Here is a 13907-nt window from a genome sequence, read left to right on the forward strand (position 1 = left end):
TCTCTATAAATACAAAGACAATAATTTTAGAATCAAACGTTTAATGGTGGAACTGGCTTCCCGATCCGACCATAGAAATCCTCAACGAAGTGCTCTAATTTACCCTCTTCAATAGCCTGACGTAAACCCGCCATTAAGCGCTGGTAATAACGCAGGTTATGAATAGTGTTCAACCGTGCGCCCAGTATTTCATTGCAACGATCAAGATGATGCAAGTAGGCACGGCTATAATGGCGACACGTGTAGCAATCACAGTGCTCATCCAACGTTGCCGTATCATCCTTATGCTTCGCATTACGGATTTTTACCACACCATCAGTCACAAACAAATGACCATTGCGGGCATTGCGCGTTGGCATGACACAGTCAAACATGTCAATACCACGGCGTACCCCCTCAACCAGATCCTCGGGTTTCCCCACGCCCATCAGGTAACGAGGTTTATCTTCTGGGATCTGTGGGCAGACATGTTCAAGGATACGGTGCATATCTTCTTTTGGTTCACCGACCGCCAAGCCGCCAACAGCGTAACCATCAAAGCCGATATCTACCAGCCCTTTTACTGACACATCACGTAAATCTTCGTAAACGCCGCCCTGAATGATACCGAATAAGGCATTCTTATTATTCAGTTCATCAAAGCGCTGGCGGCTACGGGTAGCCCAGCGCAGTGACATTTCCATCGAACGTTTAGCGTAATCCCAATCAGCAGGATAAGGCGTACACTCATCAAATATCATGACGATATCAGAACCGAGATCGTACTGAATTTCCATCGACTTTTCAGGGCTAAGAAACACCGAATCGCCATTGATTGGGTTTTTAAAATGAACCCCTTCTTCTTTGATTTTACACATCGCGCCAAGGCTGAAGACTTGGAACCCGCCGGAATCAGTCAGGATCGGGCCATGCCATTGCATGAAATCATGTAAGTCGCCGTGCAGCTTCATGATTTCCTGGCCTGGACGTAACCATAGATGGAAGGTGTTACCTAACAGGATCTGCGCCCCGGTCTCTTTAACTTCTTCCGGTGTCATCCCTTTCACGGTGCCATACGTCCCAACGGGCATAAAAGCCGGGGTTTCGACCACACCACGTTCAAATACCAGCCGACCGCGGCGGGCACGCCCATCAGTTTTTTGTAATTCGTACTTCACATAACCTCCAGCATCAGAGAAACAGTCTGATGTTGTTTTTGCCTGATCACACGCTTATGCCGTTGAAAATACACAACCTGTGTGACCGAAATTTATGGGTTAACCCTCTCTTGCGGTGCCCGTGGATTACGGCTGATAAACATAGCATCGCCGTAACTGAAAAAACGGTATTGTTCTGCCACAGCCTGCTGATAAGCGTTCATGGTGTTTTTGTAACCTGCAAAAGCAGAAACCAACATTATCAATGTTGATTCAGGTAGGTGGAAGTTAGTCACTAACGCATCCACAACCTGATAGTGATAGCCGGGATAAATGAAGATGCGGGTATCACCGAAGAACGGCGCAATTAACCCGTTTTCAGCGGCCTTAGCTGCACTTTCCAATGAACGTACCGATGTCGTACCGACAGCGACCACACGCTTGCCACGAGCTTTACAAGCCAGGACCGCATCAACCACCTCTTGCGGGACTTCCGCATATTCAGAGTGCATGATGTGGTCTTCGATGGTATCGACACGTACTGGCTGGAAAGTCCCCGCGCCAACATGTAGTGTCACAAAAGCCATCTCAATGCCTTTTTCCCGCAGTGCCGCCAGCAGGGGTTCATCGAAATGTAATCCGGCGGTTGGCGCCGCAACCGCCCCCGGACGTTGACTATAAACCGTTTGATACAGTTCGCGGTCTGCATCTTCATCAGGGCGGTCAATATAAGGAGGCAAAGGCATATGGCCGACTGCATTTAGGATGGTGAAAACATCCCGCTCATCGTCAAAACGCAACTCAAACAATGTGTCATGCCGTGCCAACATGGTCGCCCGGATACTTTCATCATCGCCCAATAGCAGTTCTGCGCCCGCTTTCGGTGCTTTAGAGGCTTTGACATGAGCCAATACCCGGTGGTCATCCAAAACACGCTCGACCAGCACTTCGAGCTTGCCACCACTGGCTTTACGGCCAAATAAACGGGCCGGTATCACCCGAGTATTATTGAACACCAGCAGATCACCCGGCTCCAGCTTATCCAGCAAATCGGTGAAAATGCCGTGCGTTAACGTCCCCGTAGGGCCATCCAGCGATAACAAGCGGCAACCGCTGCGCTGAGGCTGAGGGTAATGGGCAATTAGAGCTTCAGGTAGCTCAAAAGAAAAATCGGCAACACGCATGGCTTTCCACTTCATCTAAGACCAAACCCACACCAACAGGCCGTGTTGCTGCAAACTAATTTGAGTACCAGTGGTACACAAAATGGTAAAAAACAGCCTCATGGAGTCGGTTCACAAAAACAGGCGGCTAGTCTAGAGCCCTCAAGGGCTGGCTGCAAGAAATAAGGATAGTTCGTGGTGATTTGCATTATACTTCTTTACATGAACTTTCTCGCACACCTCCATCTGGCTGCTCTGGCCGACAGCTCATTGCTGGGTAATCTCTTGGCAGATTTTGTCCGTGGTAATCCACAGGGTGAATATCCCCCAGAAATTGTCGCTGGTATTATGATGCATCGCCGAGTTGATGTTATGACGGATACGCAACCGTTGGTTAAAGAAGCTCGCACCTATTTCAGTGCTGAGTATCGCCGGGTTTCACCGATTACACTGGATGTGCTGTGGGACCATTTTCTGGCGCGCCACTGGGATCAACTGGTACCAAATTGCACGCTACCCGATTTTCTTCAGTATGCACAGAGCCAGATTTTGCCACATTTGCCACATACGCCCGATCGTTTCCAAAGCCTTAATGCTTATCTGTGGTCAGAGCGTTGGCTCGAACGCTATGCTGAGCTCCCCTTCATTGCTGATGTACTACAAGGCATGGCGAATCGGCGGCCCAAACTAGCCGCCCTTGCAGGGTCTTTTTACGCTATAGAGCAACATTATCAACCGCTAGAAGACCTTTTTTTGACGTTTTACCCTGAAATGATGCGACATGCACAACATAAGCAGATTTAGATTAAAACGTTCTTTGCTGTATACCCATTTACGGTATAGCTATTGAATTTACGATATAGCCATTGAATTTACGGTATAGCCATTGAATTTACGGTATAGCTACTGAGTGCAGCCCACTTGCGCTTTTCAGCGAAATAGGTATCTTAGCAAGACTGCAAAACTAAAATCGTTTAACGATAGGCAAAAACTATCATAACAATTGGTATTTATTCCTTTCTTCATCACACTTAAATACCTATGCTGTTACGATAATTTTTAAGACATCTGGTTAATCCATCCCTATTAACAGGAGTAATTTATGGTTCTGGTAACTCGTCAAGCCCCTGATTTTACAGCGGCTGCTGTTCTTGGTAGTGGCGAAATCGTTGAAAACTTCAACCTGAAAAAGCACCTGAACGGCAGACCAGCCGTCCTGTTCTTCTGGCCAATGGACTTTACTTTCGTTTGCCCTTCAGAGTTGATCGCTTTCGACCACCGTTACGAAGAATTCCAAAAACGTGGTGTTGAAGTTGTTGGGGTTTCTTTCGATTCAGAGTTTGTGCATAACGCATGGCGTAAAACCCCAGTTGATAAAGGCGGTATTGGCGAAGTTAAATACCCAATGGTTGCTGATATCAAACGTGAAATCCAGAAAGCCTACGGTATCGAGCACCCAGATGCTGGCGTTGCGCTGCGTGGTTCATTCCTGATCGACAAAAACGGTATTGTTCGCAGCCAAATCGTTAACGACCTGCCAATCGGTCGTAACATCGACGAAATGATCCGTACCGTTGATGCACTGCAATTCCACGAAGAACACGGCGAAGTTTGCCCTGCACAGTGGGAAAAAGGCAAAGCAGGTATGGGCGCATCCCCAGATGGCGTAGCTAAATACCTGTCTGAAAACGCATCTAAGCTGTAATAAGATTTAAGCCGTTCCCGATAAGCTCGGGAGCTATCAAGCCAGTTAGTTCACACTGACTGGCTTTTTTTTACCTCCTAATACCGACCCTCATTTCGATTCATCATACCTTATTTCCAATCAGTCACTTTCCTTCCATTACTTTTATATCTATAAAAATCAATATATTGAATGAAAAATCCTCCCATCCTGATATTTAACAAAAAATTAATGAGTCTCACAAAATAATAATTCTGCTATTAATTATAATTGATGTGTAATTTTCACATTCCACAAACAAAGCAGCGTTTTTAGTGCTGTCAGACAACGATGACCGGGTAACTCCCGGCAGGCAGGAGCACAATAAGGAGTCCGTATGTTTTTAACGAAATGGAATAAGCCATTAGCAGTATTAGCTTTACTGGTAAGTGGCACGCTGCATGCCGCCTCCACACCTGCGGTGGAAGAGAAAAATGGCATGGTTGTGACCTCCCAGTATCTGGCTTCACAGGTTGGGGCAGATATTTTAAAAATGGGCGGTAATGCTGTTGATGCCGCGGTAGCAGTAGGATATGCCCAGGCAGTAGTAAATCCTTGCTGTGGCAATATTGGCGGGGGGGGGTTTATGACCATTCATCTTGCCGATGGAACCGATACATTTATTAACTTTCGTGAAACCGCCCCTTCCACCGCCAATGCTGATATGTACTTGGACAAAGATGGTAACGTTACCAAGGATGCCAGTTTGTATGGCTATCTAGCGGTAGGTGTGCCTGGTACTGTATTGGGCATGGATAGTGCGCAAAAGAAATACGGCAAACTAACCCGTCAGCAAGTCATGGCACCAGCTATCCGTTTGGCCCGTGACGGCTTTATCCTGACTCGCGCCGATACTGATATTCTGGACACTACCGTCAAACGTTTCCGTCAGGATCCTGAGTCTGCCCGTATCTTCCTGCGTAAAGATGGAGAGGCACTACAACCGGGTGATCGTCTGGTTCAGGCCGATCTGGCGGATACGTTAAGCGCGATTTCAGAGAAAGGGCCGAATGCGTTCTATCAGGGCAAAATACCGCAAGCCGTGGAAGCAGCGGCTAAAAAGAGGGGCGGAATACTGACCGCCGCCGATTTCGCCGATTATAAAATTACCGAAACCGCACCAATCACCTGTAGTTATCGCGGTTATAAATTCGTTTCAGCCCCTCCGCCGAGTTCCGGGGGCGTCACATTATGTGAAACGCTGAATGTTTTGGAGGGCTATAACCTCAAAAGTATGGGCTTTAACTCCGCTGACTATATCCATACGCTAACTGAGGCAATGCGCCATGCCTATATGGACCGCAATACCTTCCTCGGTGACCCAGAGTTTGTTAAAAATCCGCTTGACCGCCTACTGAGCAAAAGCTACGCCGACGATATCCGTAAACAGATCGTCGCCAACAAAGCGACACCATCAGTTGAAGTACAACCGGGTATGCAACCTCACGAAAAACCGGAGACAACACATTACTCCATCGTCGATCATGAGGGTAATGCCGTTTCTACCACGTATACCGTTAATGGTCGCTTTGGTGCCGTGGTTATTGCTCCTGGTACCGGCTTCTTCCTCAATAATGAAATGGATGATTTTACAGTTAAAGTTGGCGAACAAAATTTGTACGGATTGGTGCAAGGTGCAACCAACGCTATCGCCCCCGGTAAGCGCCCACTATCGTCAATGAGCCCGACACTAGTGACCAAAGATGGAAAAACATTTATGGTCTTGGGTTCACCGGGCGGCTCACGGATTATCAGCATCACGCTGCAAACCGCCTTGAACGTCATTGACCACGGTATGGCTCCGCAAGAAGCGGTTGATGCACCACGTATTCACCATCAGTGGCTACCCGATGAAGTCTATTATGAGCAACGCGGTGTATCAGCGGACAGTCTAAATATCCTGAAGAATATGGGGTATAAGATGGTTGAACAGAGTCCTTGGGGCGCAGCGGAGTTGATTTTAGTCGGCCTGCCCGGTGTTGAGGGCGTAAGCCCGGCTAACTCGGGTAATGATTCTGCTGTCTCGGGCAAAGTCCGTGAGGGCTACCTGTACGGTGCCAATGATGTCCGTCGCCCAGCGGGGGCTGCTATTGGCTACTAATTAATCTACTGGCTACTAATTAATCTAATGGCTATTGATTAAGCTATTGACCGATTACTAACCAAACTGTCGGCGGCGAAATATCTGAAAAAGAGTATCCCCCATCGAACTATTGGTGGGGGAAATTAATCAGACTTACGCGTATTAATTGTGAACAAAAAGCATTAACATTAATGATTAATCATGAATAAAAACATTAACTATGGATAAAACATAAACTATAGATAAAAAGTATTACCACGGTAATGAATGTCCCTGATAGTCAATAAATCCGTGGCCCCCTTTCCCTGAAGCCTGTTCGATTTGATCGACAACGCCCTTCACACTGGTAGTAATCGTCAACGGTGCCGCATCACCGCCCATATCCGTTTTCACCCAACCGGGATGAATCGATAATACCGTCAAGGTAGGATCTGCTACTTCTGCCACCAGATTACGCGTCATCATATTCAATGCGGCTTTACTGGCTGAATACAACGGTTTATGCCCAGAAACATTGTGACCAATACTGCCTAACTGGGAAGACATAAACGCCAATACGCTCTGGGTTGGATTGCGCTGTGCCAGCAAATGTTGAGCAATTCGGATAGGAGAGATAGCGTTAGTCTGGAACAGTTCCTGGATTTCATCTGGTGTGGCATCAACCGCAGATTGGTGTGCTGGCCCAGAAATTCCGGCGTTAACAAATATCAGGTCGAATCGCTGCCCCTGTACTTGTGGTAAAAACTGCCTAATGCTTTCTGGCTGATTGATATCTAATTTTAACCAATGGGCGGCATGTGCTGACGTATCTTGAGCGGCACCACGTGTGGTCGCGGTGACAAACCATCCGCGGCGGCTAAGCTCATCAACCAACCCTAGCCCTAATCCCCGTGAAGCACCAATAACCAATGCCGTTCTTTTCGCTGTGCCCATATCATGCTCCTTTCAGTGAGTGTTATTCGCCCTATAAATATTCTCTTGTCCCTATAAATATTATCTTACTGGAGCGAAAAAACAGCTCAGTTATAACTGAATTGTTATTACTGAGCCGCTCTGGTGAGTCATCCGTCGCCGCGCCTTTTGAAAGTTAGCACTTACCAACGCCGCACCATAAGGTGACACTCTTACCCTCCAGCCACACGTTTACGCCAGTATCACTGACAGCCAGACCTCCTCCACCTTCCAGACGCTGCCACTCAGCCACATTGAGTAAAGGAGAGGGTGGCAGGAAAATATCCGTATCACCGGAACGTTGTATCGCCACCATCACACGCTCAGTTTGATAACTACGAATAAAAACCAGGGAATCACCACTGGCATGGATCACCTGACAACCCCCGCGCCGCAACGCTATGCTTTTGTGGCGTAAAGCCGCCATACGTTGACACAGTGATAATAGGTCATGATCCCACAGAGCCTCATCCCACGGGAACGGCTTGCGGCAGAACGGATCATTCCCTCCATCCAGCCCAATCTCATCACCATAAAATAGGCAAGGCACGCCAATCCAACTAAACAACCATATTAGCGCCATTTGCATACGGGTTTTATCACCATTCAACAAGGTAAGAAAACGGGCAGTATCATGACTATCTAATTGATTAAATAAACGGAGTTGCTGACTATGGGGCAATCCCGCACGGTACTCATCCATCCAGTGGGCGCAATCCGCAGCATCCAGTTTTATAGGATGGCAAGCCACATCCAGCTCTGCCAGAAAACTACGGACTGGCAAAGCAAAACCCATATAATTCATTGCCGCGTCTTCCACTCCAGCGTGCAACCAATTACGTGCATCGCCAAAATGTTCGCCCAGAATATAAGCCTGCGGATTTTCTTCTTTTGCTGCCTGATAGATACCGTGCAGATGCTGCAAATTCCCTTTAGCGCCACCATCCTCCCCGAGCATGTGTACGACATCCAGACGCCAGCCATCAATACTGTATGGTGGCCGTAACCAATAACGCACCACGCTGTCATCACTGCGATAGATTCGTTCAGCAACCTCTTCATTGGCAAAATTAAGTTTTGGCAAACTGGCATTACCTTTCCAATCTAATGCTCGTCCATCAGGGAGGAACGTAAACCAACCACGATAAGGAGAATCTTCGTGATGGCAGGCGCCGTTTTCCCCTTGTTGATAGCGATCAAACCAGCGATGAGAATCACCAGTGTGGTTAAACACACCATCGAGTACCAACTTTATTCCTACTTCACGGGTGGCGGCTCGCAATTGCAGAAAATCACGCTCTCCCCCCAAATAGGGATCAACCTGATAATAATCTTCAGTATCATATTTATGCACACTTGGGGCGGTAAAAATGGGGTTCAAATACAGCGCAGTGACCCCTAGTTGCTGCAAATAAGGGATTTTCTGACTAATACCGGCCAGGTCGCCACCATAAAATGTCGATGCGGCATGCACATCATCCAATGGCTGCTGCCACTCGCGGCGAGATACCGGGCAACCGGCAGCGTGATGAATATAACTCCCCTCCTGCACACCATGCTCTGCCTGACTACTGGCAAAACGATCGGGGAAGATCTGATAAAAAATTTGGTCCGCAACCCACTCAGGCCCGCTATCGGGTACATCTATAGCAAACTGTGCCAACTGTGCTGGAGGGATAACCGAGAACCCCAACGGGCCAAACCACTGTTGGCGGTCATCCCATAATAGTTTGAAGCAGTAGCGCCGGGTTGGCTGCCCCTCATATAAAGGTAAAGAAACGCTATAGCGCCAGCGATCATGGCTCTTATGCCTCTCCATCGTGAGCAGCCACTCTTCATTATCTGGCTCACAACGCAGAAAGACTTGCGCGGGTAAACTATCACCTTGCAACCATAGCGTGATATGTAATGCGTCGTCTTCCAAACGAACAAAAGGCGAGACCGGAAGGTGCCAACCACTAAGCATAAAATTCTCCTGCTTTAACCAAAACTATTCCTGTGAAGACTATCTGGTGCAGACATTAACCTGATGCAGGCACTAGCCTTATTCAGATACTAACGTCGCGACACATTCATCTGAGATATACGATTTTTGATACAAACCATTTATTAGATGTAACCACTTGATAGATATAACCAATTGTTATGCATGGTTATTTTACAGATACACTCTAAATAATTCGAGTTACAAGAAAGCGACAAGCTGCGGCCTCATAGAGGCGTGACCCACGAATGATCCGAACAACGAACGTAGCCAACGCACATGCAACTTGAAGTATGACGAGTATATAAATAGTTTATCGTCACTAACCATGCCACGTTGTGGACAGCACCCCCTCATCTGTAAGTATAAATATTGAGGATGAGAGAGGGGGCGGAGAAGATTTTTTTAACTTGCCGGTATTAAAAGAAAAAAACCGGGACAGATGAACTGTACCCCGGCTTTGTATCGATTATCGACTCAGTGTTTATTGATCAATATCTATCATTCAGTGTTTATTGAACTGTGTTTTTAATCAGCATTCTTAATCAACGTGGCCTGTCTTTTCTGATACTTGACCTTAAAGTAATACCCCACCAGTAACAGCATGATCCACACTAATCCAACATACAGTGAGATTCGAGTCGTAGGGAACCAACCAATAAGGCCGATAATAAACACCAGAAAAATGATTGCTAGCACTGAAGTAAAGGTTCCACCACGCAGTGGGAAATCCAGTGCTTTGACCTGATCTTTACTCAGTGAACGGCGGAAAGCAATCTGAGAGAACAGGATCATGATCCAGACCCAGACAGTAGCAAACGTCGCTAATGACGCAATAACCAAGAAAACATTTTCCGGCATGATGTAGTTCAGATAAACCGCAATTAGCATGGCACACATCATCACCAGCACGGTGACCCACGGCACACCACGTTTAGAAATAGCAGTAAAGGCTTTTGGTGCATGGCCTTGCTCTGCCATCCCATTCAGCATACGCCCGACCCCAAACACATCGCTGTTAATTGCGGATACAGAAGCGGTGATAACCACAAAGTTCAAAATACCGGCTGCGATGGTGATACCCATATGCTGGAAGGTCAGAACGAACGGACTACCGTTCGTGCCCACTTGATTCCATGGGTAAATGGACATAATCACAAACAGAGTCCCGACGTAAAATACTAAAATACGCCATGGCACTGAGTTGATTGCTTTCGGAATCGATTTTTTCGGATCCTCGGCTTCACCGGCAGTAATACCAATAATCTCAATACCGCCATAGGCAAACATCACCAATTGTAATGACAGGATCATGCCAACAAAGCCATTACTGAAGAAGCCACCGTTAGTCCATAAATTATGGATACCCGTTGGCTGACCACCGTTACCAATACCCCAAATAATAATACCGATACCGGCCAAAATCATGATGATAATAGTGGCAACTTTGAAAAACGAGAACCAGAACTCTAGCTCACCGAAGACTTTCACACTCATCATATTGACCGCGCCGATGATCAAGACAACACTCAGCACCCATACCCAATGAGCGACATCTGGGAACCAGAGCCCCATATAGATACCGAAAGCTGTCACATCAGCAATAGCCACAATCAAGATCTCAAAACAATACGTCCAGCCGGTGATATAACCTGCCATCGGCCCAAGATAATCTTGCGCATAACGAGAGAAAGAGCTGGCCTGTGGGTTATTGACCGACATCTCACCCAAAGCACGCATGATAACAAATGCCACCACACCACCAATCAGGTATGCCAACAACACGCTTGGCCCGGCCATTCTTATCGCATCGGCCGAACCATAGAATAGGCCAGTCCCTATCGCTGAACCCAATGCAATAAAACGAATATGACGTGTCGTCAGGCCACGTTTAAGCTTATTTTTAACTGGTAATTCCATTCACAAAGCCCCGTCTTTTTTCAGCAAAAAGCCACGGATATTAACCGTGGCTAAAAATACTCTATTGCCGCGCAGCTATTGTTTAACCGCAATTTTCTGGCGACAGAAAATGCGATCGTACAACCCTATGACGACGAATACCAGCAAGGAAGGCGGTAACCATGCCAGACCTTGTTCTGCCAGCGGCAGATGATGAGCCCATGCAGGTAAAAAGTTCGCAAAAGTAGAGGCTTTCACGGCATCAAGAATACCGAACACCAGGCTAATCAACATAACTGGCGCGACGATACGTGACGCGTGATTCCACCATCGTAAGGTAAAACTCATCAGAACCAGCACAATACAAGGCGGATAAATCGCTGTCAGGACCGGAATAGAAATCTGAATAAGGTGGCTCAGCCCCAGATTAGAGACCAGCATTGAGAAGATACCGAGGATAAACACCAGCGTACGGTATGACAGCCGCAGGTATTGCGCAAAGAATTCAGCACAAGCGCAGGTCAGGCCAACTGCCGTCACCATACAGGCAATAAAGATCAGTGCCGCCAGGAACATACTGCCCAAGCCGCCAAAGGTGTGCTGGACATAAGCATGCAAAATGACCGCGCCATTTTGCGCATCGGGTACCAAACTACCGCTGCTAGAGCCTAATTTAAACAGGCTCAGATAAACCAGAGTCAGGCCAACACCCGCAATCAGCCCCGCCCAAATGGTATAACGAGTCAGTAACACGGCAGAAACCACGCCACGCGAGCGGGCTGCATTCACGATAACAATACCAAAGACTAATGCACCCAAGGTATCCATGGTGAGATAGCCATTAACGAAACCAGAGGAGAAAGGAACTTGCTGATAAGCATCTGTTGCCGTAATCAAAGGCCCCGCGGGCCAAATCAGGGCCGCAATCCCCAAAATAGCTAACGCTAAAATTTTCAACGGAGCCAGAATATGCCCGACCGTATCCAACAAACGCCCTGGGTACAGTGAAATTCCAATGACCAATGCAAAATAAACAACACTATAGATAAACAGTGGTAACGGGCCATTACCCGTTAAAGGTGCAATGCCGACTTCGAAGGAAACTGTAGCAGTGCGCGGAATGGCAAATAATGGGCCTACCGCCAAATAACAGACAGTAGCCAGTACCAAACCAGCACTACGGCCAATTGGCGTACTCAGAGCATCAATACCGCCCCCGACCCTGGCCAGAGCAATAACGGTAATAACCGGTAGCCCAACGGCAGTAATCAGGAAGCCCAGAGCAGCCCACCAAACATGTTCTCCTGACTGTAATCCAACCATCGGTGGGAAGATGATGTTGCCCGCCCCAACGAATAAGGCAAAGGTCATAAAACCTAATGCCATAATATCTTTAGATGATAAACGATGACTCATAGTGAAATAGTTGCCTAGTTAAAATGACCAAAAGAAAAAATTCTACGCTGTGGTCTTTCCTACGAGATCGAAACGATACAAAGCTCTGATAAACACGAACTCCGAGGGGTTAAAAGCCATCTATTTCGACAGTATGCAGTGTTTTTGAAGTTATTTGCAGGTGGAATAGGCCAACAACGGCGATAAGTAGACAGTTTATAGCGAAGAAAGGCAAGCTGGGATCATGAAAGCAGAATCATCATCCAGATAATTTTTACAAGCCAGTCGATGATGTCGAATTTATGGCGATATGCGCCATATGATTTGTATTATTTATAGCCAATAGTTAACAGCTCACAGCTAGAATATCAGATAAATATCCCCCAACAAGCTGGTCATACAGGCAACACAGGCCCTACCAATTCCACTGAATCGGAATAACCCCAAATTATGTTTGTTGGTTAAAACAGTGATAGATCTTAATTTTGAGCACCTATTAGGGTGCAAATTAATCAGTAAAACCCAATTTTTTTCGGGTTTTATTCAACATAGCAGGCGGTAATGGCAAATAGCCGTCATGGCTGACCAACTTTTGCCCTTCGGGGGATAGCACACGCTCAAGAAATGCCGCAGTGAGTGCTTCCAGCGGCTGTCCTGGTGCTTTATTAATATAAATATAGAGATAGCGTGATAACGGATAGAGGCCATTACTGACATTTTCTGCGGTTGGCATAATAAAATTTTGCCCATTCGCTGCCAGCGGCAGTGACTTAACACCACTGTTACGAAAACCAATACTGGAATAACCGATGCCATTCAATGAACCCGCAACCGCTTGTACCACGGATGCAGAACCAGGCAATTCATTGATATTATTTATAAAATCACCATCACAAAGTACCCGGCGTTTGAAATAGCCATACGTCCCCGATGCGGAATTACGGCCATAACGTTGTAGGGAACGAGCCGCCCAATCGCCACTCAACCCCAAGTCACCGAAATGTCGAATTCTCCGGGGCTCTCCGCAACGGCGATTTTGCGAAAAAACAGCATCCAGTTGCGATAACGTCAGCCCATTCAGAGGATTATCCTGATGAACAAACACCACTAGCGCATCCACAGCTACTGGTACCTCTAACGGTGGGTAGCCATAGCGTTGAATAAAAGCAGCAATCTCGCCATCTTTCATTGGCCGGCTCATTGGGCCAAGCTGCGTTGCCCCGGCAGCCAACGCGGCAGGAGCGGTAGATGAACCCGCAGCCTGTATTTGCAGATTAACGCCAGGATAGTGATGATTAAAATCATTTGCCCACAATGACATCAGATTGGCCAACGTGTCAGAGCCAACACTGGAAAGGTTTCCTGATAGGGTGCTGGCAACTGGCATTGATACCGCTGGAGAGACGCTCATTGAGGGAGAGGCTACCGTCACTGGCGGTGCCAAAGCCACAGGTTGAGTTAAAGCCACTGGCTGTACTAAAGCTATTGGTTGCGCTAAAGCTATTGGTTGCGCTAAAACAGCATAGCTATGCCATAGCATGACATTTAAGAGCGCCAGTTTTCCCCATTTCAT

Annotated in this window: 11 protein-coding genes; 4 read left to right on the forward strand and 7 right to left on the reverse strand. The window is 47.2% G+C overall.

Annotated elements, in window-relative coordinates:
* Window positions 1-32: 32 nt before the first annotated feature.
* The gene (gene tgt / locus AC971_RS06740; protein WP_025382812.1) at window positions 33-1157 is read right to left on the reverse strand and encodes a tRNA guanosine(34) transglycosylase Tgt; all 1125 of its coding nucleotides are present in this window, start codon (window positions 1155-1157) and stop codon (window positions 33-35) included.
* Window positions 1158-1249: 92 nt separating this feature from the next.
* On the reverse strand, window positions 1250-2320 hold the full coding sequence (gene queA / locus AC971_RS06745) for a tRNA preQ1(34) S-adenosylmethionine ribosyltransferase-isomerase QueA (protein ID WP_025382811.1): 1071 nt from the start codon (window positions 2318-2320) through the stop codon (window positions 1250-1252).
* A gap of 201 nt (window positions 2321-2521) precedes the next feature.
* On the opposite strand from queA, the gene AC971_RS06750 reads away from it, so the two are divergent.
* The 3 genes from AC971_RS06750 to ggt all read left to right on the forward strand — a co-directional run bounded on the left by AC971_RS06750 (window position 2522) and on the right by ggt (window position 6123).
* Complete coding sequence (locus AC971_RS06750; protein ID WP_038402143.1) at window positions 2522-3103, forward strand: acyl carrier protein phosphodiesterase; 582 nt, start codon at window positions 2522-2524, stop codon at window positions 3101-3103.
* Between the two features lie 298 nt (window positions 3104-3401).
* The gene (locus AC971_RS06755) at window positions 3402-4004 is read left to right on the forward strand and encodes a peroxiredoxin C (RefSeq protein WP_025382809.1); all 603 of its coding nucleotides are present in this window, start codon (window positions 3402-3404) and stop codon (window positions 4002-4004) included.
* A gap of 355 nt (window positions 4005-4359) precedes the next feature.
* Window positions 4360-6123 (forward strand): gamma-glutamyltransferase, encoded by a 1764-nt coding sequence (gene ggt, locus AC971_RS06760; protein ID WP_025382808.1) that lies wholly within the window; start codon window positions 4360-4362, stop codon window positions 6121-6123.
* A gap of 234 nt (window positions 6124-6357) precedes the next feature.
* On the opposite strand, the gene AC971_RS06765 is transcribed toward ggt, so the two are convergent.
* Window positions 6358-7038: an SDR family oxidoreductase gene (locus AC971_RS06765; RefSeq protein ID WP_025382807.1), complete on the reverse strand. Its 681-nt coding sequence runs from the start codon at window positions 7036-7038 to the stop codon at window positions 6358-6360.
* Between AC971_RS06765 and AC971_RS25585 the strand changes: the two genes are divergently transcribed.
* Window positions 7014-7196 carry a hypothetical protein gene (locus AC971_RS25585; protein WP_071825478.1) on the forward strand — a complete coding sequence of 61 codons (183 nt, stop codon included), beginning with the start codon at window positions 7014-7016 and terminating at the stop codon, window positions 7194-7196. The two genes, AC971_RS06765 and AC971_RS25585, sit on opposite strands and share 25 nt — an antisense overlap.
* Here the strand turns inward: AC971_RS25585 and malZ are convergent.
* From malZ to AC971_RS06785, 4 genes are all read right to left on the reverse strand, one after another.
* The gene (malZ, locus tag AC971_RS06770; RefSeq protein WP_025382806.1) at window positions 7193-9022 is read right to left on the reverse strand and encodes a maltodextrin glucosidase; all 1830 of its coding nucleotides are present in this window, start codon (window positions 9020-9022) and stop codon (window positions 7193-7195) included. The genes AC971_RS25585 and malZ overlap by 4 nt on opposite strands.
* Before the next feature lie 546 nt (window positions 9023-9568).
* Window positions 9569-10960 (reverse strand): proline-specific permease ProY, encoded by a 1392-nt coding sequence (gene proY / locus AC971_RS06775; protein ID WP_025382805.1) that lies wholly within the window; start codon window positions 10958-10960, stop codon window positions 9569-9571.
* A 75-nt stretch (window positions 10961-11035) separates the two neighbouring features.
* Window positions 11036-12355, reverse strand: coding sequence for a branched-chain amino acid transport system II carrier protein (brnQ, locus tag AC971_RS06780; protein WP_025382804.1), 1320 nt, complete (start codon window positions 12353-12355; stop codon window positions 11036-11038).
* Between the two features lie 487 nt (window positions 12356-12842).
* Entirely contained in the window at window positions 12843-13907 is a 1065-nt protein-coding gene (locus AC971_RS06785; protein ID WP_025382803.1) for a PstS family phosphate ABC transporter substrate-binding protein, read from the reverse strand.

This window comes from Yersinia similis (assembly GCF_001053095.1).
In the GTDB taxonomy this organism is placed as follows: Bacteria; Pseudomonadota; Gammaproteobacteria; order Enterobacterales; family Enterobacteriaceae; genus Yersinia; species Yersinia similis.